Source organism: Pseudomonas sp. MWU16-30322 (genome assembly GCF_020515535.1).
GTDB classification, from domain to species: domain Bacteria; phylum Pseudomonadota; class Gammaproteobacteria; order Pseudomonadales; family Pseudomonadaceae; genus Aquipseudomonas; species Aquipseudomonas fluorescens_H.
The window spans coordinates 201,407-227,002 of record NZ_JAIWYL010000008.1 but is presented as its reverse complement, the minus strand read 5'-3'; the positions used below and the strand labels follow the sequence as shown (position 1 = coordinate 227,002).

Here is a 25,596-nt window from a genome sequence, read left to right as displayed (position 1 = left end):
GAATGCGCTGGATCAGTCGACATACATGTTGAATGACACACCGCTTTCGGGAGCAAGCCCCCTCCCACAGTTGTTATGAGTGATGCAGTAAGGAACACTTTTTGCTGTCAGATGTGATCGGCGCCATTGCGTCGGCGTCATTACTGGCTCAATTTAGCGGCATCGCCTCGGAAGGCCTTCGCACTTCATGTCCTCGACCTCGTTTCGTCAGTCTTTGCGGCGCCTGTGGGCGCTGGATAAATTCAGCTACAGCGTGCGGGTGTTCATCGCCCTGACCGGCAGCATGGCGCTGTGTTGGTATCAGGATGAAATGGGCCTGTTGATCCCGTTGTTCCTGGGGATTATCGCCAGCGCCCTGGCCGAGACCGACGACAGCTGGCAGGGCCGCCTCAACGCACTGGCGGTCACACTGGTGTGTTTCAGTATCGCCGCGCTGTCGGTGGAACTGCTCTTCCCCTACCCCATCGTATTTGCCATTGCTCTGGCACTGGCCAGCTTCGGCCTGACCATGCTCGGCGCGCTCGGCGAGCGTTACGGGGCGATCGCCTCGGCGACGTTGATTCTGTCGGTCTATACCATGATCGGCGTGGATCAGCGCGGCGGCGCGGTCACCGATTTCTGGCACGAGCCGATGCTGCTGGTGGCGGGTGCCGCGTGGTACGGCCTGCTCTCGGTGCTGTGGCAGGCGATGTTTTCCAACCAGCCGGTGCAGCAGAGTCTGGCGCGGCTGTTCCGTGAACTCGGTTTCTACCTGAAGCTGAAAGCCTCGTTGTTCGAGCCGATCCGCCAACTGGACGTCGAGGGGCGACGGCTGGAACTGGCGCAGCAGAACGGTCGAGTGGTGGCAGCGCTGAACAGCGCCAAGGAAATCATTCTGCACCGGGTCGGCAACGGCCGTCCGGGCTCGAAAGTCAGCCGTTATCTGAAGCTGTACTTCCTCGCCCAGGACATCCACGAACGCGCCAGCTCTTCGCACTATCCGTACAACGCGCTGGCCGATGCGTTCTTCCACAGCGACGTGCTGTTCCGCTGCCAGCGTTTGTTGCGCCAGCAGGGCAAGGCCTGCCGCGCATTGGCCGAATCGATCCAGATGCGCCAGCCGTTCGTCTACGACGCCAGTTTTGCCGAAGCCCTGACGGACCTCGATGCCTCCCTTGAACACCTGCGCATCCAGAGCAATCCGGCGTGGCGCGGCCTCCTGCGTTCGCTGCGTGCACTGGCGGCCAACCTCGGCACCCTCGACCGTTTACTCAGCGACGCGAGCAACCCGGATGCCTTGGCGGACGCCACCGACAGCAGCCTGCTCGACCGCTCGCCGCGCAACCTCAAGGACGTGTGGATTCGTCTGCGCACGCAACTGACACCGACTTCCCTGCTGTTCCGCCATGCCCTGCGCCTGCCGCTGGCGCTGAGTATTGGCTACGGCATGGTGCACCTGATTCACCCGTCGCAGGGCTACTGGATTATCCTCACCACCCTGTTCGTCTGCCAGCCGAACTACGGCGCAACCCGGCGCAAACTCGGTCAACGGATTCTCGGCACCGCCATCGGCCTGACCGTGGCCTGGGCGCTGTTCGATCTGTTCCCCAGCCCGCTGGTGCAGTCGTGCTTCGCGATCGCCGCCGGGGTGGTGTTCTTTACCAACCGCACCACGCGCTACACGGTGGCGACCGCCGCGATCACGATCATGGTGCTGTTCTGCTTCAACCAGATCGGCGATGGCTACGGGCTGTTCCTGCCGCGCCTGTTCGATACCCTGCTCGGCAGCCTGATCGCCGGCCTGACGGTGTTCCTGTTCCTGCCGGACTGGCAGGGTCGACGCCTGAATAAAGTGCTGGCCAACACCCTGACCTGCAACAGCATCTATCTGCGCCAGATCATGCAGCAATACGCCGCTGGCAAGAGTGACGACCTCGCCTATCGCCTGGCCCGACGCAACGCGCACAACGCCGATGCGGCGCTGTCGACCACCTTGGCCAACATGCTGATGGAGCCGGGGCATTTCCGGAAGGAGGCGGATGTCGGCTTCCGTTTCCTGGTGCTGTCACACACCCTGCTCAGTTACTTGTCCGGACTCGGCGCGCATCGCGAAACGCAGCTACCGGCGGACGTGCGCGAACAGCTGATCGACGGTGCCGGGGTGAAACTGGCCGCGAGCATCGACGACATCGCCCAAGGCTTGGCGAACAAGCAACCAGTGGCGATTCAGAGTGACGAAGAGGAAGCACTGGCCAACGAGCTGGAGCAGATGCCGGACGAGATCGATGAAGGGCAGCGACTGGTGCAGACCCAACTGGCGTTGATCTGCCGGCAGCTGGGGCCGTTGCGGACGTTGGCGGCGCATTTGATCAAGGACACCAGCGAAGCCTGAGTTTTGCGGTGTTTGTCAGGGCCTCTTCGCGAGCAAGCCCGCTCCCACAGGAGAACGCATTCCAAATGTGGGAGCGGGCTTGCTCGCGAAAGGGCCATCAGCCACACAGCCATTTCCGGATCAACCCCTACATCCCATGCTGACGCAGCAACTTGTCATAACTCCCATCCGCCTTCATCGCCGCAATCGCCTTATCAAACCCGGCCACAATCTGTTCATGCTCAGGGTTCTTCAGGCTCACCAGAATGTGCAGGCTGTTCTCGCTCAACGGCTTGGGCAGAAACTCCACGGCGTTGCGCACTTTCGGTGATTCGCGGGCCAGGTAATAACGCGCGACGTATTCATCTTCCAGGGTCAGCTTGACCCGATCCGCCGCGAGCATGCGCACGGCCATGGCGAAGTTATGCACAGGGACTTTCTCGAGCGCGGTATCCGCATCGAACGCCTGCGAGTAGGCATAGCCGCGCACCACCGCCACCGGATAGGTGTGCAGTTGCTCCAGGTTGCTGTAGTCCAGCGGCGTGTCTTTGCGCTTGAGAAAGCGGATGCGATTGAGCAGGTATTCGCCAGAGAACTGGCCGAGTTTGGTGCGTTCGTCGTTGTACCAGGCGTTGACCAGAACGTCGTAGCGCCCCTCGCCAACCCCCAGCAGCGCCCGCGCCCACGGCACCTGCTCGTAGTCGCTGGCATAACCGGCCCGGGCCAGCGCAGTGCTGACGATGTCGGTGGCCAGGCCGCCGTTGACCAGCGTGTCGTCGGTAAACGGTGGCCAGATATCAAACACCAGCCGCAACTTGTCCGCTGCGGCGGTTTGGGCCAGCAAGAGCAATCCGACCAACGCAAAGGCTCGATGCAGTCGCGGCATGCTTGAAAATCCTTAGCGGGCGAGTTGCCCGGCGTGTTTTCAGTCAAAACCCCAAGGCCCCTTACCGGCGAAACCCAGGCCCTAACATTAGCTCATTGAAGCCAGTGCACAGCGCTTTCCAGCAGATTACACAAAGCAGCCGCCGCCGCGAGAAAGGAATGATGGCATTTTGACCTTTGTCACAGACTCTTCCGCCATACAGACATCCAGGGCCTGTGCGCTTAGTATCGGGCGACGGAGTTCAAGGAGTTGGAAGATGACAATCGAGTGGATCTGCAAGCATCACAGCGATCTGGGCAAAGAGCAGCTGTACGCGCTGTTGAAGCTGCGCTCGGAGGTGTTCGTGGTCGAACAGAAATGCGCCTACCCGGACCTCGACGGCCAGGATCTGGACGGCGACACCCATCACCTCATGGGTTGGGAAAATGATCAGTTGATGGCCTATCTACGCCTGCTGGATCCCGAATCCCAGGGCGGTGACGTGGTGATCGGCCGCGTGATCATTGCGCCGCAGGGCCGTGGCAAAGGGCTGGGGCATGTGATGATGGAACACGCACTGAAACAGGCCGAGAAGCATTGGCCGCAGGTGCCGATCTATCTGTCGGCGCAGGCGCATTTGCAGGGGTATTACGGCAGGTACGGGTTTGTCGTGGCGGGTGAGGAGTATCTGGAGGATGACATTCCGCACATAGGCATGCGTCGTCCTTGAGGGCCCCTTCGCGAGCAAGCCCGCTCCCACATTTTGATCGCATTCCATCTGAAGGAACTCGGTCTACTGTGGGAGCGGGCCTGCTCGCGAAGGCGTCAGCTCAGGCACTGCGAAACTCAGGGATACTCCAGCACAGCCTTGATCTGCCGCAGATTACGCTCGATCCACCCGCGATCAATCGCCCCCCACTCGCGAATCCGATAGCGCCCGGCATGGTTGCGCGCGCCCTCTTCCTGCTCGAATTCACAGACGATATCCAGATCCGCCAGCGCGGCGATCGTGTCCTGCGCCGTGCGCCGGGGCATGCCGGTCACTTCGGTCAGCGCCGGGACGCTTGGGGCCAGGCCGCTGTCGATCAGGTAGGCCACGTACAGGCGCCGGTAAAAACTGCTTTTGGTCTTGCTGACGTCCATCCACACGCTCCTTGTTAACGGCTATTGCAGATCCCGCCACGTCAGGTACACCCGCAGATCGAACTCGACCTGGTGATACCCCGGCAGCATGTGCTCGCACAATTTATAGAAGGCCTTGTTGTGATCCGATTCCTTGAAGTGCGCCAGTTCATGCACGACGATCATCTTCAGGAACTCGGGCGCTGCCTCCTTGAACAACGAGGCGATGCGAATCTCTTTCTTGGCCTTGAGCTTGCCGCCCTGCACCCTTGAGACCGTGGTGTGCAGGCCCAGCGCGCGGTGCGTCAGGTCGAGGCGGTTGTCGAACAGCACCTTGTCGATGGCCGGCGCGTTGCGCAGGTATTCCTGCTTCAGGTCCAGCGCGTAGCTGTACAGCGCCTTGTCGCTCTGCACGTCGTGACGCCCCGGATAGCGTTGGCTCAGGTAGTCACCCAGACGCTGTTCGGCGATCAGTTGGCGCACCTGATCCTGCAATTGCGCGGGGTAGGCCTGGAGGTATTTCAACGCAGTCATGGACACGGCAACACGGTTCGAAAAGAGCGCCAGTGTAGCGAATTCAAACCGGCAGCGCGCCCCAGTCGAAGGGCTCGGCGAAGCTGGCGGCGTCTTCGGAGGTCAGCGGGCGCGCCACCAGGAAACCCTGCACATATTCGCAGCCATGCGCTTGCAGCCATTGGTACTGTTCGATGGTTTCCACGCCTTCGGCGATCACCAGCAAACCGTACTGCTTGCACAGATTGATCACGTTGCTGACCAGCGCCGCGTCGCGCGTCGAATCCGGCAGCCGCGCAATCAGGTGTCGATCGAGCTTGAGCGTGTCCAGTTCCAGATCTCGCAGATGCGCCAGCGAACACGGTCCCGAACCAAAATCATCCAGCGCCACGCGCACCCCGAGATTACGCAGCAGGCGCAGCTGTTTGCGGGTCTCGTCGGGGTTGTGCATCAGCGCGTCTTCGGTGATTTCCACCTCCAGTTGCCGCGGCTGCAGCGAGTGCCGCTCCAGCACCTGGCGTAACTCGGTGACCAGGTTCGGCAGCCCGAACTGGGTGTTGCTCAAACTCACGCCAAGCACCAGATCCTCGGCGAACAGGGTTTCCCAGGCTTTACGCTGGCCGGCGCCGCGATGATAGATCCAGCTGCCGAGCCGACTGATCAGCCGCGCCTCTTCCAGCAACGGCAGGAACAACCCCGGCGGCACATCGCCGACGCTCGGATGCTGCCAGCGCAGCAACGCCTCGAAACCGCGGATCTGCCCGCTGTCGATCGCGACCTGTGGCTGATACACCAGATTGAAATCACGGCTCTCGATGGCATTGCGCACGCTCTCTTCGAGCATCAGCCGCGAGCGGGCGCGGCCGTTCATTTCGTGATCATAAAAGCGATATTGCTGACGCCCGGCGCGCTTCGCCTCATACATGGCGATGTCCGAGGCGCGCAGCAAGCCGTCGAGGTTAGAACCGCAGTCCGGGTAAGTGGCGATGCCGATACTCGCGCCGAGGGCGATGTCCAGTCCTTCGATTTGCTGACAGATCGACACCCGTTCGATGAGTTTTTCGGCAATCTTCGCCGCTTGCTCGGGGAATTCCAGATCGAGCAGCGCAGTGAACTCATCACCGCCCATGCGCGCCAGAATGTCGAACGGTCGCAAACAGGCTTTCAACTGCTCGGAGACCCAGCGCAGCACTCGGTCGCCGGCATCGTGGCCGAGGGAATCGTTGACCCGCTTGAAACCATCGAGGTCGAGGTACAACAGCACCCAACTGCTGTCGCTGCGTTCACCGCGCAGCAGCAGGTTTTCCACCGTCTGATAAAAGCCCCGGCGATTGAGCAGACCGGTCAACGGATCGGTGACCGCTTGAAATTCCAGCTGCTGATGCAGGTGACGCACCACCGACATGTCCAGCACCGTCACCACCATCGCCCGCTGCTCGGCGGGCAGCGGCGCGCAGGACAACGCCACCGGCACCTGCTGCCCCGGCGCCGTGCGCAACAACGCATCGTGCAGACGCAGGGTCTCACCGCGCTTATAGCCAGCCAACAACTCGGAATCGGCCCACAGCGGGATGTGCGGTTTCTGCAGGTAATCGAGAAACTCTTTGCCCGCCAGCTCTTTCACCGGCGCATTCAGCAGTCGCGAAATCGCCGGATTGGCGAAGCGGATCAAGCCGTCCTCGCCGAGTACCAGAATGCCTTCCGCCGCGTTATCCAGCACCGAGGCATTGAAGGCCCGCGCGACCTCCAGATCATGACTCAGGCGCTGCAAGGCGCGGCGGTTGCGCTGGTGTTCGAGCAACGCGTGGACTTTCGGTTTGAGGATCTGCGGATCGAACGGCTTGAACAGATAATCCACCGCACCACTGGCGTAGCCCTTGATCACGGCGTCCTGGGACTGTTCGTTGGCGGTGAGGAAAATGATCGGCGTGAGGCGTGTGCGCTGGCTGCCGCGCATCAATCGCGCGACTTCAAAGCCGTCCATGCCCGGCATCTGCACATCCAGCAGCACCAGGTCGACGTCGTGTTCGAGCAGCAGATTGAGTGCCTCGAAGCCGGAGGCGGCGGTCATGACGTGCCAATCCTGACGCTGCAGCAACGCGCGCATGCTGATCAGGTTTTCAGGGTAATCATCAACGATCAAAAGGACAGAGCTGCCTTCACCTGGCTGGGGTTGCGCGCATTCCATGCTGCTTCTCTTGTCGGGACATCTCTTGTCGGACTATCGGCCGGTTCTTGGGAAAACCGTACAGTTACTGAGCCATCACTCTAGTCGCGGATCTGTGAAAGCAGAAGCTGTCACGCCGCCATCATTTAGCCAAAGCGGCGACTTACCGACTAACGGTCACCCCTGCAGCCCGCGGAAACCGGCACACATGGCATTTCGACAGGATGTTGACGCCAATCATCTGCCAAACGGGCGTTAACAAAAAACTCCTCTACGCTTATAACTGCCGCCCGAAAAGGCGCGGGCTAGAGCTTCTGGCACTCGCGTTCAGGATGAATTGAGTGGAAGAACCGACATGATCGATCTCGCAACCTGGAACCTCAGCGTTCCCGTCGGCAATCCGCCGTACACCGTCGAAACCTCCAAACTGGTGAATGGCTTCAAGGATCAGTACTTCCATTCCGACACCGGCACGCTGTTTTTCTGGTCCCCGGTCACCGGGTCAAAAACCGAAAACGCCATCTACCCGCGCACCGAACTGCGCGAAACCTTCAGCAACGGCACCCTGCGCAACTGGTACTACCCGGACGCCGACAACACCCTGCGCGCGACCCTCGCGGTGAACAAGGTGCCCAGCTCCGGCAAGATCGTCATCGGCCAGATCCACGCCTATGAAAGCCAGAAGCCGATGGTCAAACTCGAATACCAGTACAAGGAAAAGACCCAGACCGGCAACCTGGTGATCAAGGTCCGCATGCACCCGGACGATGACGAAAGCCGTGTCATCACCCTGGCGACCGGTATCAAGCTGGACAACGAATTCAACTACCTCATCCACCTCAGTCCCGGCGGTGCGCTCGGCGTGAGCGCAGCGGGTTACCAGTGGGATTCACAGATCAGCGCAACCTGGCGGAATAAGCCGCTGTACTTCAAGGCCGGCGTGTATGTGCAGGACAACACCGGGTATACCAGTGAGGGTGGGCAGGTGACATTTACCAAGCTGGATATTGATCACGATAAATAACGCTTCATTGGCACAAATCCCTGTGGCGAGGGAGCTTGCTCCCGCTGGGGCGCGCAGCGGCCCTAAAAAAGCAAGGCCTGCTGCGCAGTCCAGCGGGAGCAAGCTCCCTCGCCACAGTGTTGTTTATTGCCAGTCGGACATCCTTTAAACGGTGTTGTTTAGATCGCTCGGCGGTTACTTCCCGATGCCTACAACAACTTGCGTGGATACCTATGGCTACGCCAGAATCCGCCGGCTTGTGCGCAGGGCGCCTTCGGGCGCGCCGGTCGCGTCTCCCCGGTCTACTAACCTGCGTTCAGCTACCACCCCTTCGTTTAGTAGCGATCCGGTGTCGGCTCCATTTACCGGAGACGAAACATGACCAGATCAACACCACACCCGCTAGACACAGATCCAGCCTCCCCTACGAATCCCTCAACCCCAAATTTGTTTAATTACGCCCATAAAAAACCCGCCTCTCGGCGGGTTTCTTGTATCAGCGGTTCAAGCTAAGGCTTAGTTAACCTTCGCGTTCAACTCACCTTTCAGATAACGCTGGAACATCGCTTCCAGCGAGATCGGCTTGATCTTCGAAGCATTACCGGCAGTACCGAACGCTTCATAACGAGCGATACACACGTCACGCATCGCCGTCACGGTCGCGCCGAAGAATTTACGTGGGTCGAATTCGCTCGGGTTGGTGGCCATCAGGCGACGCATGGCGCCGGTGGATGCCAGGCGCAGGTCGGTGTCGATGTTGACCTTGCGTACGCCGTACTTGATGCCTTCGACGATTTCTTCAACCGGTACGCCGTAGGTTTCTTTGATGTCGCCGCCGTACTGGTTGATGATCGCCAGCCACTCTTGCGGAACCGAAGAGGAACCGTGCATCACCAGGTGGGTGTTCGGGATGCGTTTGTGGATTTCCTTGATGCGGTCGATCGCCAGTACGTCGCCGGTAGGTGGCTTGGTGAACTTGTAGGCGCCGTGGCTGGTGCCGATGGCGATAGCCAGGGCATCGACCTGAGTCTTCTTGACGAAATCAGCGGCTTCTTCCGGGTCGGTCAGCATCTGGCTGTGATCCAGAACGCCTTCAGCGCCGATGCCGTCTTCTTCACCGGCCATGCCAGTTTCCAGCGAACCCAGGCAGCCCAGCTCGCCTTCAACCGAAACGCCGCAGGCGTGAGCCATGGCCACGGTCTGCTGGGTCACGCGGACGTTGTATTCGTAGTCGGTCGGGGTCTTGCCGTCTTCGCCGAGGGAGCCGTCCATCATCACCGAGCTGAAGCCCAGTTGAATCGAGCGCTGGCAGACGTCAGGGCTGGTGCCGTGGTCCTGGTGCATGCACACCGGGATGTGCGGGAATTCTTCGATCGCGGCCAGGATCAGGTGACGCAGGAATGGCGCGCCGGCGTATTTGCGAGCGCCGGCCGAAGCCTGGACGATCACCGGGGAGTCAGTCTTGTCAGCGGCTTCCATGATGGCGCGCATCTGCTCAAGGTTGTTGACGTTGAAGGCTGGAACGCCGTAGCCGAACTCGGCTGCGTGGTCCAGCATCTGGCGCATGCTGATAAGTGCCATTGTGTGTGTCTCTCCCGGTTGAGGGTCGTTAATCGTGCCAGCCTGCCGGAGCGGCGGCGGCTATTCAAGTGATTGCAGATCGGGGGTCGAAGCCCGGTCTGGTGATTCGATAAAGCAAAATCCTGAGAACTGCACAGATCCCCTGTAGGAGCGAGCCTGCTCGCGAAAGCAATCCTGCAGCCAGTACTGCAGCGACTGTCATACCGCTATCGCGAGCAGGCTCACTCCTACAATGGGCCTGCGGTGTGTCAATTACTGCGCCTTGCAGCCGCGACCGATCAGGTCATTGGTGGCGACCCAGTACACAAGGCCTTCATCACCCTTGACGTGAAACGCCAGCATGCCGTCGCTGTACAGCACGCCCGAGGCGCCCGGTTCTTCTTTCAGGCGATAGACCTGATCGCCGCCGCCCAGTCGAACATCGACTTCCTTCTGGCTGGCATCGGTGTAGCGCCACAGCACTTTGGCCTGGCTGTCGCAGGTCCATGTCGTCCAGTTGTCAGCAGGGGCGGACGACTGAAACAGATTCATCTGCGCGCAACCGCCCAACAATGCCAACGCCGCAATGGCGATCAAGCCTTTCATCCGTGTTCCTCGACTGACGGCGCACGCCGCCAGTCCTGAGTTAAAGAGTCAGACCGGTCAAGGACAACCATGTTCCTTGGCCGGGGTTTGCGTCTCGTACTTGTCCAGGCCGTCCGGCCCCGAGCGCTTGTTCAGCACCGGGTTGGTTTCGGCCTGCCAGTCGGCCTGGTAGCAGCCTTTCTGCACCGCATCCGGCGCAGGTGTCGCCTCGGCCTTAGGGTTACTCCCGCAGGCCGCCAATGTACCGGTCAGCAACAACAGCACTAACGACTTGACCATGTAACCACTCCTTTGCCTGGCCAAACGGGCGGCCTCAGGCCTTGGCCCGGCTTTCCAGAACTTCAACGGCCGGCAGCACCTTGCCTTCGACGAATTCGAGGAACGCGCCACCACCGGTGGAAATGTAGGAGATTTGCTCAGCCACGCCATATTTATCGATGGCCGCCAGGGTGTCGCCACCGCCGGCAATGGAGAACGCCGCGCTGTCAGCGATGGCCTGGGCCAGCATTTTGGTGCCGTTGCCGAACTGGTCGAATTCGAACACGCCGACCGGGCCGTTCCACAGGATGGTTTTCGACGATTTCAGCAGTTCGGCGAAGTTGGCCGCGGTCTGCGGGCCGATGTCCAGAATCATGTCGTCAGCAGCCACGTCAGCGATCAGCTTGACGGTGGCTTCGGCGCTTTCCGCGAATTCCTTGGCGACGACCACGTCCACCGGCAGCGGCACGCTGACCTTGGCGGCGATGGCGCGTGCGGTGTCCAGCAGGTCCGGCTCGTACAGCGACTTGCCGACCGGGTGACCGGCGGCAGCGAGGAAGGTGTTGGCGATGCCGCCACCGACGATCAGTTGATCGCAGATCTGGCTCAGGCTGTTGAGTACGTCAAGTTTGGTCGACACCTTGGAGCCGGCAACGATCGCAGCCATTGGCTTGGCCGGTGCGCCCAGCGCCTTGCCCAGTGCGTCCAGCTCAGCGGCCAGCAGCGGGCCGGCAGCGGCGACTTTGGCGAACTTGGCCACGCCGTGGGTCGAACCCTCGGCGCGGTGCGCGGTGCCGAAGGCGTCCATCACGAACACGTCGCACAGGGCGGCGTATTGCTGGGCCAGGTCGTCGGCGTTCTTTTTCTCGCCCTTGTTGAAGCGTACGTTTTCGAACAGCACGATGTCGCCGGCCTTGACGTCAACGCCGCCCAGGTAATCGGCCACCAGCGGCACTTCGCGGCCCAGGGCCTTGCTCAGGTAGTCGGCGACTGGCTTGAGGCTGTTCTCGGCGGAGAACTCGCCTTCGGTCGGACGGCCCAGGTGCGAACACACCATCACCGCCGCGCCTTTTTCCAGGGCCAGCTTGATGGTCGGCAGCGAAGCCAGGATACGCGCATCGCTGGTGACAACACCGTCCTTGACTGGGACGTTGAGGTCTTCGCGGATCAATACGCGCTTACCTTGCAGATCGAGGTCGGACATCTTCAACACGGTCATGGGTCGCACTTCCTGAGTAGCTGTTCTTAGAGAGCAGGTTTTTTTGAAATCGCTGTTTGCAGATAGTGTTCTGCAACGTCCAGCATTCGGTTGGCAAAACCCCATTCGTTGTCGAACCAGGCCAGGATGTTCACCAGCTTCGGGCCGGAAACACGGGTCTGACTGGCATCGACGATGGCCGAATGTGGGTCATGGTTGAAATCACAGCTGGCATGCGGCAACTCGGTGTAGGCCAGCAGACCTTTGAGCGGGCCATTGGTGGCGGCCTCGCGCAGGATCCGGTTGACCTCGTTCGCGTCGGTCGCGGTGGCGGTCTGCATCGTGATGTCGAGGCAGGACACGTTAACCGTCGGCACGCGTACGGCTTTGGCCTGAATTCGCCCGGCAAGTTCCGGCAGCAGGCGCTCGATGCCACGCGCCAGACCGGTGGACACCGGGATCACCGACTGGAACGCCGAACGGGTGCGGCGCAGGTCTTCGTGGTGATAGGCGTCGATCACCGGCTGATCGTTCATCGCCGAGTGAATCGTGGTGATCGACACGTAATCCAGGCCAATCGCCTTGTCCAGCAGACGCAACAGCGGCACGCCGCAGTTGGTGGTGCAGGAGGCGTTGGACACCAGCAGTTCGGCGCCGGTCAGGCAATCCTGATTGACGCCGTAGACGATGGTGGCGTCGACATCCGCCTCGCTGGCCATCGGCTGCGAGAACAGCACGCGTGGCGCGCCGGCGTCGAGGAAACGCTGGCCGTCTTCACGGGTGTGATAGGCGCCAGAGCACTCCAGCACCAGATCGACGCCAAGAGCGGCCCAATCGATGCCTTCGGGGGTGGCACTGCGCAAGACCTTCACGCAGTCGCCATTAATATGCAGACAATCGCCTTCTACTCGCACTTCGCCGGGAAAGCGGCCGTGGGTGGAGTCGAAGCGTGTCAGGTATTCGATGCTGGCCATGTCCGCCAGATCGTTGATCGCGACAATTTCAAACCCTGCCTTCGCCCCTCGCTCAAACAATGCACGCAAGACGCAACGACCAATCCGGCCGTAGCCGTTGAGTGCAACTTTGTAGGGACGCGGTTGAGGCATGGGGTTCTCGATTACCGTGGTGAATCAGAAAGCTCTTTATTGTCTGAATCGACGCTATCGCGAGCAGGCTCACTCCTACATGGGCAACGTACAACCCTGTAGGAGTGAGCCTGCTCGCGATGGCGTCAGCCCGGACAACACAACTGTCGGACTTAGTCTTCCAGCAGTTCTTCAGCCTGACCCAGGATGTTTTCCAGGGTGAAGCCGAACTCTTCGAACAGTGCCGAAGCCGGAGCCGATTCGCCGTAGGTGGTCATGCCGATCACGCGACCTTCCAGACCCACATACTTGAACCAGAAGTCGGCGTGAGCCGCTTCGATCGCGATACGGGCGCTGACCTGCAGCGGCAGAACCGATTGCTTGTAGCCAGCGTCCTGAGCGTCGAACACGCTGGTGCAAGGCATGGAAACCACGCGCACCTTGCGGCCCTGCTCGGTCAGCTTGTCGTAGGCCTGAACGGCCAGGCCGACTTCCGAACCGGTGGAGATCAGGATCAGCTCAGGCTCGCCTGCGCAGTCCTTCAATACGTAGCCACCGCGGCTGATGTCGGCGATCTGGCCGGCATCGCGTTCCTGGTGCTGCAGGTTCTGACGCGAGAAGATCAGCGCCGATGGGCCGTCTTTACGTTCCAGAGCGTTTTTCCAGGCCACCGCCGATTCCACGGCGTCGGCTGGACGCCAGGTGTCGAGGTTCGGTGTGGTACGCAGGCTGGTCAGTTGCTCGATCGGCTGGTGCGTCGGGCCGTCTTCGCCCAGACCGATGGAGTCGTGGGTGTAGACGTGAATCACACGCTTCTTCATCAGCGCCGACATGCGCACTGCGTTGCGCGCGTATTCCATGAACATCAGGAAGGTCGCGCCGTAAGGCACCAGGCCGCCGTGCAGGGACACGCCGTTCATGATCGCGGTCATGCCGAATTCGCGCACGCCGTAGTACATGTAGTTGCCGCTGGCGTCTTCAGCGCTGACGCCTTTGCAACCTTTCCACAGGGTCAGGTTGGAACCGGCCAGGTCAGCCGAACCGCCGAGCAGTTCCGGCAGCAGCGGGCCGAACGCGTTCAGGGTGTTCTGGCTGGCTTTACGGCTGGCGATGGTTTCGCCCTTGGCAGCCACTTCAGCGATGTAGGCCGAGGCTTTTTCAGCGAAGTCAGCCGGCAGTTCGCCGCTCAGACGACGAATCAGCTCGTTGGCTTCGGTCGGGAACGCCGCGGAGTAAGCAGCGAAACGCTGATCCCACTCGGCTTCGGCGGCGCGACCTTTTTCCTTGGCATCCCACTCGGCATAGATGTCGGCCGGGATTTCGAACGGGCCGTAGTTCCAGTTCAGCGCCTTGCGGGTCAGGGCGATTTCGGCGTCGCCCAGTGGCGCGCCGTGGCAATCTTCCTTGCCCTGCTTGTTCGGCGAACCGAAACCGATGGTGGTCTTGCAGCAGATCAGGGTCGGCAGCGGGCTCTTGCGCGCGGTTTCGATGGCGGTCTTGATCTCTTCCGGATCGTGACCGTCGACGTTGCGGATCACCTGCCAGTTGTAGGCTTCGAAACGCTTCGGGGTGTCGTCGGTGAACCAGCCCTCGACTTCGCCGTCGATGGAGATGCCGTTGTCATCGTAGAAGGCGATCAGCTTGCCCAGGCCCAGGGTACCGGCCAGGGAAGCGACTTCGTGGGAAATGCCTTCCATCATGCAGCCATCACCGAGGAACACGTAGGTGTGGTGATCCACGATGTCGTGGCCAGGACGGTTGAACTGCGCGGCCAGCACTTTTTCTGCCAGGGCAAAACCCACAGCGTTGGCCAGACCCTGACCCAGCGGGCCGGTGGTGGTCTCGACGCCCGGGGTGTAGCCGAATTCCGGGTGACCCGGGGTGCGGCTGTGCAGCTGACGGAACTGCTTGAGGTCGTCGATCGACAGGTCGTAACCGGTCAGGTGCAGCAGCGAGTAGATCAACATCGAGCCGTGGCCGTTGGACAGCACGAAGCGGTCACGGTCGGCGAACGACGGGTTGCTCGGGTTGTGCTTGAGGTAGTCGCGCCAAAGTACTTCGGCGATATCTGCCATACCCATGGGGGCACCGGGATGGCCGCTGTTGGCTTTTTGCACGGCATCCATGCTGAGGGCACGAATGGCGTTGGCACGCTCACGACGGCTAGGCATCGCTGATCTCCTGGGTGTGAATAATTGAAACGGAAAAAAGGAGGGCATTTTCCCTCACCGGAGCGCCTCGGGGCAATGACAGATAGTCATACGGAGGCGTTTTTCCCATGGTTAACAGTGGATTCGCCTGGTGAAACCTTTCCGCTGTTCGTTTGTAGAGCTAACCAGCCAGTGAGAAGTGCCATCTATCGTGCAATATCAAAACTTTTTGATATTGCCCTTGCGGCGATTTCCCGCCGTCACTAGACTGCTGGCCCTATGAACTTACGCGTGCCTTCCATTCGCCATGACGACTGCGACGAGCTGGCGGCCCTGTGCAAGGCCGGTGGCGACCCGCTGCGCCTGAATGTACTGCGCGCGCTGGCCAACGATTCGTTCGGTGTACTGGAGCTGGCGCAGATTTTCGGTATCGGTCAGTCCGGCATGAGCCATCACCTGAAGGTTCTGGCCCAGGCCGATCTGGTGGCAACGCGCCGCGAAGGCAACGCGATTTTCTATCGTCGCGCCCTGCCTCACACCGAATTGCTGGGCGGTAAACTGCACGCAGCGTTGTTAGAAGAAGTCGACAACCTGGCGCTGCCAGAGGACGTGCAAGCGCGTATCGCCCAGGTTCACGGGCAACGTGAAGCGGCCAGCCAGGAATTTTTCGCTCGGGTCGCAGAGAAATTTCGCGCCCAGCAAGACTTGATCGCAGGCCTGCCGCAGTACCGCGACAGCGTGCTGGCCCTGCTCGACAAACTGAACTTCAATGGTGCTGCCACGGCCATTGAAGTCGGCCCCGGCGATGGTGCTTTTCTGCCGGAACTGGCCCGTCGCTTCGGCACCGTAACCGCGCTGGACAACAGCCCGGCGATGCTCGAACTGGCGCGTCAGGTATGTGAACGTGAACAGCTGGCTAACGTCAGCCTGCAATTGGCCGATGCATTGAATGGCTCCAGCCTTCAGGCCGATTGCGTGGTACTGAACATGGTGTTGCACCATTTCGCCGCGCCGGCCGAAGCGCTCAAGCACATGGCCGGCCTGCTGCAACCGGGCGGTAGCCTGCTCGTGACAGAGTTATGTAGCCACAACCAGAGTTGGGCCAGGGAGGCCTGCGGTGATCTGTGGTTGGGGTTTGAACAGGACGATTTGGCCCGTTGGGCCACCGCTGCGGGACTCGTTCCCGGGGACAGCCTCTATGTAGGCTTACGTAATGGTTTCCAGATCCAGGTTCGCCACTTTCAGCGACCGGCTGGCGACACTCACCATCGGTAAATTCAGGAAAACATCGAGATGAGCGAATACTCCCTCTTCACCTCCGAGTCCGTGTCCGAAGGGCATCCGGACAAAATCGCCGACCAGATTTCCGATGCGGTGCTGGACGCCATTATCGCCCAGGACAAACACGCACGCGTTGCCGTGGAAACCCTGGTCAAGACCGGCGTAGCCATCGTCGCCGGTGAAGTGACCACCAGCGCCTGGGTCGACCTGGAGCAGATCGTTCGTGACGTGATCTGCGACATCGGCTACACCAGCTCCGAAGTCGGCTTCGACGGCGCTACCTGCGGCGTGATGAACATCATCGGCAAGCAGTCCCCAGACATCAACCAGGGTGTTGACCGTGCCAAGCCTGAAGATCAGGGCGCCGGCGACCAGGGCCTGATGTTCGGCTACGCCAGCAACGAGACCGACGTTTTGATGCCGGCGCCGATCACCTTCTCGCACCAGCTGGTGCAGCGTCAGGCCGAAGCCCGCAAATCGGGTCTGCTGCCGTGGCTGCGTCCGGACGCCAAGTCGCAAGTGACCTGCCGTTACGAAGGCGGCAAGGTGGTCGGTATCGACGCCGTTGTACTGTCGACCCAGCACAACCCTGAAGTGTCGTACAAAGACCTGCGCGAAGGCGTGATGGAGCTGATCGTCAAGCACGTACTGCCTGCCGAACTGCTGAGCAAGGACACCCAGTTCCACATCAACCCGACCGGCCAGTTCATCATTGGCGGCCCGGTAGGTGACTGCGGTCTGACCGGTCGCAAGATCATCGTCGACAGCTACGGCGGCATGGCCCGTCACGGCGGTGGCGCGTTCTCCGGTAAAGATCCATCGAAGGTTGACCGTTCGGCTGCCTACGCTGGCCGTTACGTTGCCAAGAACATCGTCGCGGCCGGCCTGGCCGAGCGTTGCGAGATCCAGGTGTCCTACGCCATCGGTGTCGCTCAACCGACTTCGATCTCGCTGAACACCTTCGGTACCGGCAAGATCAGCGATGACAAGATCATCAAACTGGTGCGTGAAGTGTTCGACCTGCGTCCATACGCGATCACCACCATGCTCGATCTGCTGCACCCGATGTACAAGGAAACTGCAGCCTACGGCCACTTCGGTCGTGCTCCGCAGACCAAGACGGTTGGCGAAGACACCTTCACCACCTTCACCTGGGAAAAAACCGACCGCGCCGACGCTCTGCGTTCTGCCGCTGGTCTGTAAGCCTTCCCGGCTGCACAAAAAGCCCCGCACGGTTCGCGCCCTGCGGGGCTTTTTCATGCCTGAAATACCATTCCAATATCAATCAAGAACCCTGTGGGAGCGGGCTTGCCCGCGAAGAGGCCAGTCCCGGCAACCCGAGTTTGAGCATGGAAACACCATGCAAAACACCCACCCGGTGCGTCTCTGAATCCTCACCTAGCCTTCAAGCATTGCCCCTGAGCAAGGACGCTCAAAATGCTTGTCACGCTGCGCCTGCTTTCAACGCTTCTACTGAGCTTCACCCATCTGATCGCTTACGCAGCCTGCCCGGACTGGTCAGCCAGCAAGGCGCAAATTGAAGTCTCGGCCCTGCAAAAGCAGATCGATCAATGGGACGACGCCTACCACCGCGAAGGCCGCTCGCTGATTGCCGACGAGCTCTACGATCAATCGCGCTTGCGACTCATCGAATGGCGCCAGTGCTTCGCGCGGCACTCGGCGCCCGCCCCTTTGCGCACAGCATCAGGCTCCGTCGCGCATCCGATCGCCCACACTGGCCTGGACAAGATTCACGAGGCATCGGCCATTGAAACCTGGCTGCGGGATCGAAAGGATGTCTGGGTACAACCCAAAGTGGATGGCGTTGCCGTGACGCTGATCTATAGCGGTGGCGTCTTGCGGCAGGCGATCAGTCGTGGCGACGGAGTCAACGGTCATGATTGGACTCCTTCCGCGCAGAAGATCAGCGCCATTCCCCAACGCTTGACACGCCCGGTGGATCTGCTGGTCCAGGGCGAACTCTATTGGCGCCTGGACAAGCATGTTCAGGCCAGTTCCGGCAGCGTCAACGCCCGTGCGACCGTTGCCGGCCTTATGGCGCGCAAAACCTTGAGTGCCGAACAAGCGGCCGGGGTCGGCCTGTTCGTCTGGGACTGGCCGCAAGGGCCGATCGAACTGCCGGATCGAATTTCCATGCTGGCGACATTGGGCTTCGCCACGACCGCACCTTACAGCCAGCCGATCAGCCATTTCGCCGAGGCTCAGACATGGCGCGAACACTGGTATCGCTCACCCCTGCCGTTCGCCACGGACGGGATCGTTCTGCGCCAAAGCCAGAGGCCTCCCGCCGAACGCTGGCAGGCGCGCTCGCCCTACTGGGCCATCGCCTGGAAATATCCGTTCGCGCTGGCCTTGGCACAGGTGCGCAAAGTCAATTTCAAAGTCGGTCGCACCGGGCGTATCAGCCCCGTTCTGGAACTGAAGCCCGTTGCCCTCGATGACCGTCAGATCAAACGTGTCAGCGTCAGCTCGCTGAAGCGCTGGCAGGAACTGGACATTCGTCCCGGCGATCAGGTTGCCATCAGCCTGGCCGGACTGACCATTCCGCGACTCGACAGTGTGGTGCTGCGCAGTGTCGAACGCGTCGATCTGGAGATCCCCGACGCCCGCGACTTTCATGCCCTGAGCTGCTGGCAACCGACGCCGGAATGCAAAAGCCAGTTTCTCGCTCGACTGACCTGGCTCAGTGGCAAACAAGGACTGGCGCTGCAGAATGTCGGGCGCGGCACCTGGGAGAAACTTCTGGAAACAGGCCGCCTGAACAACCTGCTGGATTGGTTAACCCTTGATGAGCCAGAGCTTGCTAACATTGCCGGCTTCGGCGAACGCAGCAGCGCACGCCTGATCAACAGCTTTCACAGCGCCCGGCAACGGCCGTTCGCCCAGTGGCTCAAAGCGTTGGGCATGCCGCCGACAGGTCAGGCCCGACTGGCCGACTCGTGGCAGGCGCTGGCGCAACGCGACACCGAACAATGGCAGGCACAAGCCGGAATCGGCCCGGGCCGCGCGGCGCAATTGAGCGCATTCTTCCGCGACCCGCAGGTGCTGGCCCTGAGTGAAACATTACGCGCCGCCGGAATCGACGGTTTCTGATCACGCAATCCCCCGCCAGCCGGGAACCCAAGGGCCGTCAGACGCTCAAACAGCGCAGTGCCCCCAACCCGACTGCCTTTGCACATGGAGCTTTTATGAAATTTCTTGCACCGCTCGCCTTGCTGACTCTCTGTGGCGTCCTGGCCGCGCCTGTGATGGCCGACGAAGATGCACCGGGCCTGACCGGTTGCGCCGCCAAGAAGCAGGGCATCATCAATCAGCTCGAACAGGCCAAGTCCCGGGGCAACACCGATCAGCAGGCCGGCCTGCAAACCGCCCTGGATGAAGTGACGAAGAACTGCACCGATGCCGGCCTGAAGAAAGAACGCGAAAACAAGGTGCTGGAAGCCAAGCACGAAGTGAGCAAGCGCCAGGCTGATCTCGACAAGGCGATGAAGAAAGGCGATCCGGAGAAGATCGACAAGCGCAAGAACAAGCTCGCCGAGTCGCGCAAAGAACTGCAGGACGCGCTGGACCAGATCGACAAGTAACCCGTATTGAAGGCGATGTCCTGTGGCGAGGGAGCTTGCTCCCGCTCGGCGGCGCAGCCGTCGTAAACCCATTCAATCGAGTTGAGTCTGTTACAGCGCGATTGAATGGGGTTGGGGCCGCTTCGCGGCCCAGCGGGAGCAAGCTCCCTCGCCACAGTTTTCCAGCAGTCTCAGACAATCAATGATCCCGAAACTCTTTATGGCAAGCGCTGCAGGCATCTTCAACCTTCTGCACCGCCGGCCCGAGGTTACTGGCCTTGTACGGCTGAACCTTGCTGGCGGTCACCAGCTCACCGGTGGCGGCCTCAAGGTTGCGGGCCAGTTCCTGAAAGCGTGCCTGACGCGACCAGACATCGTCCTTGGCGCTGGTGTGATCTTCCTCACGCACCTGCGGGAAATGCTTCCACGGCTCATGGGACAGCGCGTCGAGCTTCACTGCACCCTCGGTGAATTTCGGCCCGTCGAACGGAATGCGTCCGCGCAACATGCCGCCCAGGTCTTCGCCGGTCTTGAGCATCTGCTTGAAGATCGCTTTGCGTTGCCCCAGCGGAGAATTCGGATCGACACCGCCACAGGCGGACAAGGTCAGACAGGCCAGCAATACAACAGAAATTCTTTTAAGAGTCATGGTGGCTTCAAGTCACGGAATTCGGCGGCCAGTATCCTCGCGTCGCCGACAAACACCAATAGCCCTATTAAAAATACGGGTTGCCCGAGCGCATGGAGCACTTGGGCAACCGGCACAGGAATCACTCCATGAACAGCCGTTTCAAGGCCTGGCGTCACCCACTGATCGCAACCCTGCCGCTGCTGGCAATCCTTGCCGGCTGTACGGGCGGCGACAATGCCAAACCGAAAACCCACGCCTTGGCCACTTATTCCAGCACCACCTGGGAAGCCCTGCCGGCGGTGTCCGACAGCGATCTGGTGGCCGGTTTCGGCTCGTGGCGCAGCGCCTGCACCCGACTCAAGGCCGACCCGGTCTGGGGCGGCACCTGCGCCGCAGCGGCCAACGTGCCGCCGAGCGCCAACGAGATCCGCGCGTTCCTCAAGCAGAACCTCGATGTGTTCGGCCTGCGCGCCGAGCATGACAACCCCAACGGTCTGATAACCGGTTACTACGAACCGGTCTACCCCGGCGGCCTGACGCCCACCGACGTAGCCAACGTGCCGGTGTATGGCGTGCCGGAAGACATGATCATCGTCTCGCTGGACAGTATTTATCCGGAACTCAAGGGCAAGCGCTTGCGCGGCCGCCTTGAAGGTCGGGTGCTCAAGCCTTACGACGACGCGGCGACCATTGAATCCAAAGGCGTAAAAGCGCCGGTGGTGGCGTACCTCACCGACCCGATGAACCTGCAGTTTTTGCAGATCCAGGGCTCGGGGCGGATTCAGACGCCGGATGGCAAGCAACTGCGCATCGCCTACGCCGACCAGAACGGCCACCCGTACCGACCGATCGGCCGCTGGCTGGTGGAACAGGGCGAGTTGAAGAAAGAAGACGTGACCATGAGCGCGATCAGCAACTGGGCCAAGGCCAACCCGTCGCGCATCCCGGAACTGCTGGGCAGCAACCCGAGCTACGTGTTCTTCACCCGTAACCCGGACAGCAACGAAGGTCCGCGCGGCTCGCTCAATGTGCCGCTGACCGCCGGCTACAGCGCAGCGGTGGATCGCAAGGTGATTCCGTTGGGCAGCCTGCTGTGGCTGTCGACCACCCGCCCGGATGGCACCGCTTTGGTTCGCCCGGTCGCGGCGCAGGACACTGGCGGCGCGATTGCCGGCGAGGTGCGCGCGGACCTGTTCTGGGGCACGGGCGACGCGGCCGGGCAGTTAGCCGGGGACATGAAGCAGCAGGGACAGATCTGGATGCTCTGGCCTAAAGGTGCGGCGTTGCCGCAAGTGCCGCAAGTCGCCGATACGGTGAAGGACAAACCTTAAGCGCCTCGGCGCCTGATCTATCGCCTTCGCGGGCAAGCCCGCTCCCACAGGGTTCTTTGGTGTACACAGGATTTGTGCTCGCCATTGATACCTGTGGGAGCGGGCTTGCCCGCGAAGAGGCCAGCAGCAACACCCGAGATTCAGACAGACACAAAGAAGAACGCAGCAATCAGCCCCATCCCGACAAACCACACCAGCGACCGCAGAATCGCCCAGTCCGCCAGGTAGCAGATGATGTACAGCAGGCGACTGGTGATGAACATCACCGCCAGCACATTCACCGTCACCAACTGCGCCGTGCCCACCAGATGCGCAACGATCACCGCTGCCGCAAACGCCGGCATCACCTCGAAACTGTTCAACTGCGCCGCATGCGCCCGTCGGGCCACGCCGTTCAGACTTTCGAGAAAGTCCCGGGGATCATGGTTGTCCTGAAGCCTGAAACCGCCGCTGGCCTTGGCCACGATCGTGCACACATACGGCAGGAAAATCGCGATCAATACGCACCACAGAGCCACCGTCATAAAGCCGTCCTTCTTCGAGTGATAGAGAATTGCGGGCGGTCAGAACTTCATCACCAGCATGCCGATCAGCACCAGCCCACAGGCTAAGAGCCGCGGTCTGCCGAAAGGTTCTTTCAGGTAACGCATGCCGAACAGCACCACCAGAATCACGCTGATCTCGCGCAACGCCGCCGCTTCGGCAATCGAGCCCAACTGCATCGCCCACAGCACCAGAGCGTAGCTGAACAACACGCAGAACCCGACCGCCAGCCCCAACTTCCACTGCTCGCGCCAGAACAACAGAAATGCCGGGCGTTTCGCCACCCATGCCAGCAACGGAAACGGCCAGGCGCTGAGCAACGTGACCCAGACCAGGTAATCCAGTGGATGCGACCAGCGCCGCAAGGCCTGGCCATCGATGTAGGTGTAGCAGCCAATGCACAACCCGATCAGCGCCACCACCGGCAGCATCGACCACGGCAGATGTTTGCCGCCGCCGCCCTGCCAGAGCAGGCAGGCCATGCCCAGCGGAATCAGCATGATCCCGAAGATCTGCTGCGCCGTAAGCACTTCGCCGGCGAAGATCAGGGTCAACGCCAGCACCACCAGCGGCGACAAGCCGCGCATCAGCGGATAGACCAACCCGAGGTCGCCGACCCGATAGGCTTGAATCAGCAAATAGCGATACAGCAACTCGAACGCCGCCGAAGCCAGAATCCACGGCCAGATTTCCGCCGGCGGCAGGCTGATGAATGGAAATGCGAGGGCGACAAACAGCAGCGCCACCGTGTCCATGCACGCCACCACCAGCAGCCGTTCGGCGCTGAACTTGATCAGCGTATTCCACGTCGCATGCAACAGCGCCGCCATCAACACCAGAACTGTCGCCAGCACGTTCCACTCCTTGATTTTTATTGTTGACCCTACACCAATGTGCGCGGCCGACCAACCGAGGGGACATAGTTGTGTCCCCACCCCGAATCAGCCCATCCAACCTTTGCGCCGAAGAATCGGGGCGCTGTCTTTCCACCCCCCATCCAAAGGAGCCCGGATGCTTGAACTCGTAGCCGCATTCATCTGCCTCACCACCCTTCTCACCTTCGTCAACTACCGCTTCATCGGCCTGCCGCCGACCATCGGCGTGATGGTCACCGCGCTGATGTTCTCCCTGTTGCTGCAAGGCCTGAGCCTGCTCGGCTATCCCGGCCTCGAAGAACGCGTGCAGCAACTGATCGGCCAGATCGACTTCGGCGATCTGCTGATGAACTGGATGCTGTCGTTTCTGCTGTTCGCCGGCGCCCTGCACGTCAACCTGAACGACCTGCGCAGCTATCGCTGGCCGATCGGCCTGCTGGCCACTTTCGGCGTGCTGATTGCGACCGTCGTGATCGGTAGCCTCGCCTATTACATTTTTGCCCTGTTCGGCTGGCACGTGAGCTTCCTCTACTGCCTGTTGTTCGGCGCGCTGATTTCGCCGACCGACCCGATTGCGGTGCTCGGCGTCCTGCGCACCGCCAACGCTTCGAAGCCGCTGAAAACCACCATCGTCGGCGAGTCGCTGTTCAACGACGGCACGGCGGTGGTGGTGTTCACCGTGCTGCTGGGTATCGCCCAATTGGGTGAAACACCGACGATCAGCGCCACGGCGATGCTGTTCGTTCACGAAGCCATTGGCGGCGTGTTGTTCGGCGGGCTGATCGGTTATGGGGTGTACAGGATGATCAAAAGCGTCCAGCAGCATCAGATCACCGTGATGCTGACCCTGGCGCTGGTGATCGGCGGTTCGGCGATGGCCACCGAGCTGCACGTCTCGGCGCCGATTGCGATGGTGGTCGCCGGTCTGATCATCGGTAACCTGGGGCGCAACCTGGCGATGAACGACATGACCCGCAAGTACCTCGACGGCTTCTGGGAGCTGCTCGATGACATGCTCAACGCTCTGCTGTTCGCGCTGATCGGCATGGAGCTGTTGCTGCTGCCGTTCAACTGGGCGCACGTGGCGGCGGCCAGTCTGCTGGCGCTGGCGATTCTGCTGTCGCGCCTGCTCACCGTGGCCCCGGCCATCGTTCTACTACGCCGTTGGCGCACAGTGCCGCGCGGCACCATCCGCATCCTGACCTGGGGCGGTTTGCGCGGTGGTGTCTCGGTGGCACTGGCGCTGGCCCTGCCGCTGGGCCCGGAGCGCGATCTGCTGCTGAGCATCACCTACATCGTGGTGCTGTCGTCGATCCTGTTGCAGGGTCTGACCATCGGCAAACTGGTCAAGCACGCCACCCGTGACGAGCCGGCCACAGCGGCCGAGCCCGCGCATCACTGATCATTTTCTGATCTGCTGCGGATCGGGCTTCTTGGCCTGATCCGCAGACTCTTTGCCAGTTTCTTTCGGCGCGCCGCTCTCGCTGCGGATCTGCGCATGGCTGATCAGGGCGAAGATGAAACTGCCGCCGATGATGTTCCCCGCCAGCGTCGGCCCGGCAAACACCATCCAGAAATCACTCCACGGCAGCTCGCCGGCAAACACCAGATACGACACTTCCGCCGAACCGACCACGATATGGGTGAAATCGCCCAGCGCCATCAGGTAGGTGATGAGGATGATGATCCACATCTTCGCGCTCTCCATGGACGGGATCATCCAGACCATGGTGGCGATCATCCAGCCGGAAACGATGCCCTTGGCGAACATTTGGCTGGCGTGGTTTTCCATGACCTTGCGGCCGATTTCAAGGAAGGCGTGATCGGTCTTGGCGTCGAAGATCGGCAGCTCGAGCATCACGTACGCCACCAGAATCGTCCCGCACAAATTACCGAACAGGACCACGCCCCACAGGCGGATCAGCCGGCCGAAATTGGCCAGGGTCGGTTTGCTCATCACCGGGAGGACGGCGGTCAGGGTGTTTTCGGTGAACAGTTGCTGGCGGGCGAGGATCACCGCGAGGAACCCCGCGCAGTAGCCGAAACTGGCGATCACCTTGAATTCCTCGCCCTCGGGCAGGCGCGAATTGAGCAGGCCCATGCCCATCAGCGACAGGCCCATGGTCAGCCCGGCGGCGAGCGCCGACCACCACAGCGCGGCGATGCTGCGCTCCAGTTCCTGATCGCCTTGAGTGCGGATGATTTCATGCAGAACCGCCGCGCGGGGCGGCTGGTTTTTCTCGACTTCGTGTTGTTCATCGGTCGAGAGGTTGGGGGTCTTGCCGTCTGTAGGCGTGGTCATGGCGTGGGAACCGGGTGGGGGCTTTTAGCTACGACCGTTCTTGCCTGGAATACGTTCTGTATGCGCCACGCAAATCCCCGATTTTACGCATGCCCCTGTAGGAGCTGCCGCAGGCTGCGATCTTTTGACTTTGTTTATGTAAAGCAAGATCAAAAGATCGCAGCCTGCGGCA

General features: G+C 61.0%; 23 protein-coding genes. 9 read left to right on the top strand and 14 right to left on the bottom strand.

The features are described from left to right. Positions 1 to 187: 187 nt before the first annotated feature. Positions 188 to 2,371 carry a YccS family putative transporter gene (gene yccS / locus LCH64_RS18335; RefSeq protein WP_103522146.1) on the top strand — a complete coding sequence of 728 codons (2,184 nt, stop codon included), beginning with the start codon at positions 188 to 190 and terminating at the stop codon, positions 2,369 to 2,371. 127 nt (positions 2,372 to 2,498) lie between these two features. Here the strand turns inward: yccS and LCH64_RS18330 are convergent, their stop codons facing one another. Then, positions 2,499 to 3,236: a transporter substrate-binding domain-containing protein gene (locus LCH64_RS18330; RefSeq protein WP_003229003.1), complete on the bottom strand. Its 738-nt coding sequence runs from the start codon at positions 3,234 to 3,236 to the stop codon at positions 2,499 to 2,501. A gap of 256 nt (positions 3,237 to 3,492) precedes the next feature. On the opposite strand from LCH64_RS18330, the gene LCH64_RS18325 reads away from it, so the two are divergent. Next, entirely contained in the window at positions 3,493 to 3,945 is a 453-nt protein-coding gene (locus tag LCH64_RS18325; RefSeq protein WP_226500929.1) for a GNAT family N-acetyltransferase, read from the top strand. Between the two features lie 116 nt (positions 3,946 to 4,061). Here LCH64_RS18325 and LCH64_RS18320 read toward each other — a convergent pair whose 3' ends face one another. From LCH64_RS18320 to LCH64_RS18310, 3 genes are read right to left on the bottom strand one after another with little or no spacing between them, the layout of a single operon-like run. Continuing rightward, a complete protein-coding gene (locus LCH64_RS18320; RefSeq protein ID WP_003229005.1) occupies positions 4,062 to 4,358 on the bottom strand; it encodes a winged helix-turn-helix domain-containing protein in 297 nt (98 codons plus the stop codon). 21 nt (positions 4,359 to 4,379) lie between these two features. Further along, positions 4,380 to 4,871, bottom strand: a complete 492-nt coding sequence (locus tag LCH64_RS18315) for a M48 family metallopeptidase (RefSeq protein ID WP_003229006.1) — start codon at positions 4,869 to 4,871, stop codon at positions 4,380 to 4,382. A gap of 43 nt (positions 4,872 to 4,914) precedes the next feature. After that, the gene (locus LCH64_RS18310; RefSeq protein WP_226500928.1) at positions 4,915 to 7,038 is read right to left on the bottom strand and encodes an EAL domain-containing protein; all 2,124 of its coding nucleotides are present in this window, start codon (positions 7,036 to 7,038) and stop codon (positions 4,915 to 4,917) included. Between the two features lie 334 nt (positions 7,039 to 7,372). On the opposite strand from LCH64_RS18310, the gene LCH64_RS18305 reads away from it, so the two are divergent. Continuing rightward, a complete protein-coding gene (locus LCH64_RS18305) occupies positions 7,373 to 8,041 on the top strand; it encodes a polysaccharide lyase family 7 protein (RefSeq protein WP_226500927.1) in 669 nt (222 codons plus the stop codon). A gap of 495 nt (positions 8,042 to 8,536) precedes the next feature. On the opposite strand, the gene fba is transcribed toward LCH64_RS18305, so the two are convergent. The 6 genes from fba to tkt form a co-directional block, all read right to left on the bottom strand. After that, positions 8,537 to 9,601: a class II fructose-bisphosphate aldolase gene (gene fba / locus LCH64_RS18300; protein WP_003229012.1), complete on the bottom strand. Its 1,065-nt coding sequence runs from the start codon at positions 9,599 to 9,601 to the stop codon at positions 8,537 to 8,539. A 252-nt stretch (positions 9,602 to 9,853) separates the two neighbouring features. Continuing rightward, positions 9,854 to 10,186: an MliC family protein gene (locus LCH64_RS18295; RefSeq protein ID WP_064589596.1), complete on the bottom strand. Its 333-nt coding sequence runs from the start codon at positions 10,184 to 10,186 to the stop codon at positions 9,854 to 9,856. Between the two features lie 57 nt (positions 10,187 to 10,243). Next, positions 10,244 to 10,465: a hypothetical protein gene (locus tag LCH64_RS18290; RefSeq protein WP_003229014.1), complete on the bottom strand. Its 222-nt coding sequence runs from the start codon at positions 10,463 to 10,465 to the stop codon at positions 10,244 to 10,246. 34 nt (positions 10,466 to 10,499) lie between these two features. Then, positions 10,500 to 11,663 (bottom strand): phosphoglycerate kinase, encoded by a 1,164-nt coding sequence (locus tag LCH64_RS18285; RefSeq protein ID WP_226500926.1) that lies wholly within the window; start codon positions 11,661 to 11,663, stop codon positions 10,500 to 10,502. Positions 11,664 to 11,689: 26 nt separating this feature from the next. Continuing rightward, on the bottom strand, positions 11,690 to 12,748 hold the full coding sequence (gene epd / locus LCH64_RS18280; RefSeq protein WP_103485200.1) for an erythrose-4-phosphate dehydrogenase: 1,059 nt from the start codon (positions 12,746 to 12,748) through the stop codon (positions 11,690 to 11,692). Between the two features lie 152 nt (positions 12,749 to 12,900). Further along, complete coding sequence (gene tkt, locus LCH64_RS18275) at positions 12,901 to 14,898, bottom strand: transketolase (RefSeq protein WP_226500925.1); 1,998 nt, start codon at positions 14,896 to 14,898, stop codon at positions 12,901 to 12,903. 258 nt (positions 14,899 to 15,156) lie between these two features. On the opposite strand from tkt, the gene LCH64_RS18270 reads away from it, so the two are divergent. From LCH64_RS18270 to LCH64_RS18255, 4 genes are all read left to right on the top strand, one after another. Further along, positions 15,157 to 16,152: a metalloregulator ArsR/SmtB family transcription factor gene (locus LCH64_RS18270; RefSeq protein WP_226500924.1), complete on the top strand. Its 996-nt coding sequence runs from the start codon at positions 15,157 to 15,159 to the stop codon at positions 16,150 to 16,152. Positions 16,153 to 16,170: 18 nt separating this feature from the next. Next, positions 16,171 to 17,361: a methionine adenosyltransferase gene (gene metK, locus LCH64_RS18265; RefSeq protein ID WP_103485198.1), complete on the top strand. Its 1,191-nt coding sequence runs from the start codon at positions 16,171 to 16,173 to the stop codon at positions 17,359 to 17,361. A 234-nt stretch (positions 17,362 to 17,595) separates the two neighbouring features. Continuing rightward, positions 17,596 to 19,272 carry an NAD-dependent DNA ligase LigB gene (gene ligB, locus LCH64_RS18260; RefSeq protein ID WP_226500923.1) on the top strand — a complete coding sequence of 559 codons (1,677 nt, stop codon included), beginning with the start codon at positions 17,596 to 17,598 and terminating at the stop codon, positions 19,270 to 19,272. A gap of 95 nt (positions 19,273 to 19,367) precedes the next feature. After that, positions 19,368 to 19,763: a DUF1090 domain-containing protein gene (locus LCH64_RS18255; protein ID WP_003229029.1), complete on the top strand. Its 396-nt coding sequence runs from the start codon at positions 19,368 to 19,370 to the stop codon at positions 19,761 to 19,763. Positions 19,764 to 19,941: 178 nt separating this feature from the next. Here LCH64_RS18255 and LCH64_RS18250 read toward each other — a convergent pair whose 3' ends face one another. Then, a complete protein-coding gene (locus LCH64_RS18250; protein ID WP_003229030.1) occupies positions 19,942 to 20,391 on the bottom strand; it encodes a cytochrome c in 450 nt (149 codons plus the stop codon). A gap of 128 nt (positions 20,392 to 20,519) precedes the next feature. Here LCH64_RS18250 and LCH64_RS18245 point away from each other — a divergent pair, with 128 nt between their 5' ends. Next, positions 20,520 to 21,704 (top strand): MltA domain-containing protein, encoded by a 1,185-nt coding sequence (locus LCH64_RS18245; protein ID WP_226500922.1) that lies wholly within the window; start codon positions 20,520 to 20,522, stop codon positions 21,702 to 21,704. 140 nt (positions 21,705 to 21,844) lie between these two features. Here LCH64_RS18245 and LCH64_RS18240 read toward each other — a convergent pair whose 3' ends face one another. Further along, on the bottom strand, positions 21,845 to 22,228 hold the full coding sequence (locus tag LCH64_RS18240) for an MAPEG family protein (RefSeq protein WP_003229034.1): 384 nt from the start codon (positions 22,226 to 22,228) through the stop codon (positions 21,845 to 21,847). Between the two features lie 39 nt (positions 22,229 to 22,267). After that, positions 22,268 to 23,101, bottom strand: a complete 834-nt coding sequence (locus tag LCH64_RS18235; RefSeq protein ID WP_226500921.1) for an EamA family transporter — start codon at positions 23,099 to 23,101, stop codon at positions 22,268 to 22,270. Positions 23,102 to 23,258: 157 nt separating this feature from the next. Between LCH64_RS18235 and LCH64_RS18230 the strand changes: the two genes are divergently transcribed. Continuing rightward, on the top strand, positions 23,259 to 24,524 hold the full coding sequence (locus LCH64_RS18230) for a sodium:proton antiporter (protein WP_064589608.1): 1,266 nt from the start codon (positions 23,259 to 23,261) through the stop codon (positions 24,522 to 24,524). Here the strand turns inward: LCH64_RS18230 and LCH64_RS18225 are convergent, their stop codons facing one another. Next, a complete protein-coding gene (locus LCH64_RS18225) occupies positions 24,525 to 25,424 on the bottom strand; it encodes a formate/nitrite transporter family protein (protein ID WP_226500920.1) in 900 nt (299 codons plus the stop codon). Between the last annotated feature and the right edge of the window lie 172 nt (positions 25,425 to 25,596).

What these genes read in the sequence shown, in the direction of transcription:
- yccS (WP_103522146.1), top strand. Translation starts at nt 188, where the DNA reads ATGTCCTCGACCTCGTTTCGTCAGTCTTTGCGGCGCCTGTGGGCGCTG.
- LCH64_RS18330 (WP_003229003.1), bottom strand. Translation starts at nt 3,236, where the DNA reads ATGCCGCGACTGCATCGAGCCTTTGCGTTGGTCGGATTGCTCTTGCTG.
- LCH64_RS18325 (WP_226500929.1), top strand. Translation starts at nt 3,493, where the DNA reads ATGACAATCGAGTGGATCTGCAAGCATCACAGCGATCTGGGCAAAGAG.
- LCH64_RS18320 (WP_003229005.1), bottom strand. Translation starts at nt 4,358, where the DNA reads ATGGACGTCAGCAAGACCAAAAGCAGTTTTTACCGGCGCCTGTACGTG.
- LCH64_RS18315 (WP_003229006.1), bottom strand. Translation starts at nt 4,871, where the DNA reads ATGACTGCGTTGAAATACCTCCAGGCCTACCCCGCGCAATTGCAGGAT.
- LCH64_RS18310 (WP_226500928.1), bottom strand. Translation starts at nt 7,038, where the DNA reads ATGGAATGCGCGCAACCCCAGCCAGGTGAAGGCAGCTCTGTCCTTTTG.
- LCH64_RS18305 (WP_226500927.1), top strand. Translation starts at nt 7,373, where the DNA reads ATGATCGATCTCGCAACCTGGAACCTCAGCGTTCCCGTCGGCAATCCG.
- fba (WP_003229012.1), bottom strand. Translation starts at nt 9,601, where the DNA reads ATGGCACTTATCAGCATGCGCCAGATGCTGGACCACGCAGCCGAGTTC.
- LCH64_RS18295 (WP_064589596.1), bottom strand. Translation starts at nt 10,186, where the DNA reads ATGAAAGGCTTGATCGCCATTGCGGCGTTGGCATTGTTGGGCGGTTGC.
- LCH64_RS18290 (WP_003229014.1), bottom strand. Translation starts at nt 10,465, where the DNA reads ATGGTCAAGTCGTTAGTGCTGTTGTTGCTGACCGGTACATTGGCGGCC.
- LCH64_RS18285 (WP_226500926.1), bottom strand. Translation starts at nt 11,663, where the DNA reads ATGACCGTGTTGAAGATGTCCGACCTCGATCTGCAAGGTAAGCGCGTA.
- epd (WP_103485200.1), bottom strand. Translation starts at nt 12,748, where the DNA reads ATGCCTCAACCGCGTCCCTACAAAGTTGCACTCAACGGCTACGGCCGG.
- tkt (WP_226500925.1), bottom strand. Translation starts at nt 14,898, where the DNA reads ATGCCTAGCCGTCGTGAGCGTGCCAACGCCATTCGTGCCCTCAGCATG.
- LCH64_RS18270 (WP_226500924.1), top strand. Translation starts at nt 15,157, where the DNA reads ATGAACTTACGCGTGCCTTCCATTCGCCATGACGACTGCGACGAGCTG.
- metK (WP_103485198.1), top strand. Translation starts at nt 16,171, where the DNA reads ATGAGCGAATACTCCCTCTTCACCTCCGAGTCCGTGTCCGAAGGGCAT.
- ligB (WP_226500923.1), top strand. Translation starts at nt 17,596, where the DNA reads ATGCTTGTCACGCTGCGCCTGCTTTCAACGCTTCTACTGAGCTTCACC.
- LCH64_RS18255 (WP_003229029.1), top strand. Translation starts at nt 19,368, where the DNA reads ATGAAATTTCTTGCACCGCTCGCCTTGCTGACTCTCTGTGGCGTCCTG.
- LCH64_RS18250 (WP_003229030.1), bottom strand. Translation starts at nt 20,391, where the DNA reads ATGACTCTTAAAAGAATTTCTGTTGTATTGCTGGCCTGTCTGACCTTG.
- LCH64_RS18245 (WP_226500922.1), top strand. Translation starts at nt 20,520, where the DNA reads ATGAACAGCCGTTTCAAGGCCTGGCGTCACCCACTGATCGCAACCCTG.
- LCH64_RS18240 (WP_003229034.1), bottom strand. Translation starts at nt 22,228, where the DNA reads ATGACGGTGGCTCTGTGGTGCGTATTGATCGCGATTTTCCTGCCGTAT.
- LCH64_RS18230 (WP_064589608.1), top strand. Translation starts at nt 23,259, where the DNA reads ATGCTTGAACTCGTAGCCGCATTCATCTGCCTCACCACCCTTCTCACC.
- LCH64_RS18225 (WP_226500920.1), bottom strand. Translation starts at nt 25,424, where the DNA reads ATGACCACGCCTACAGACGGCAAGACCCCCAACCTCTCGACCGATGAA.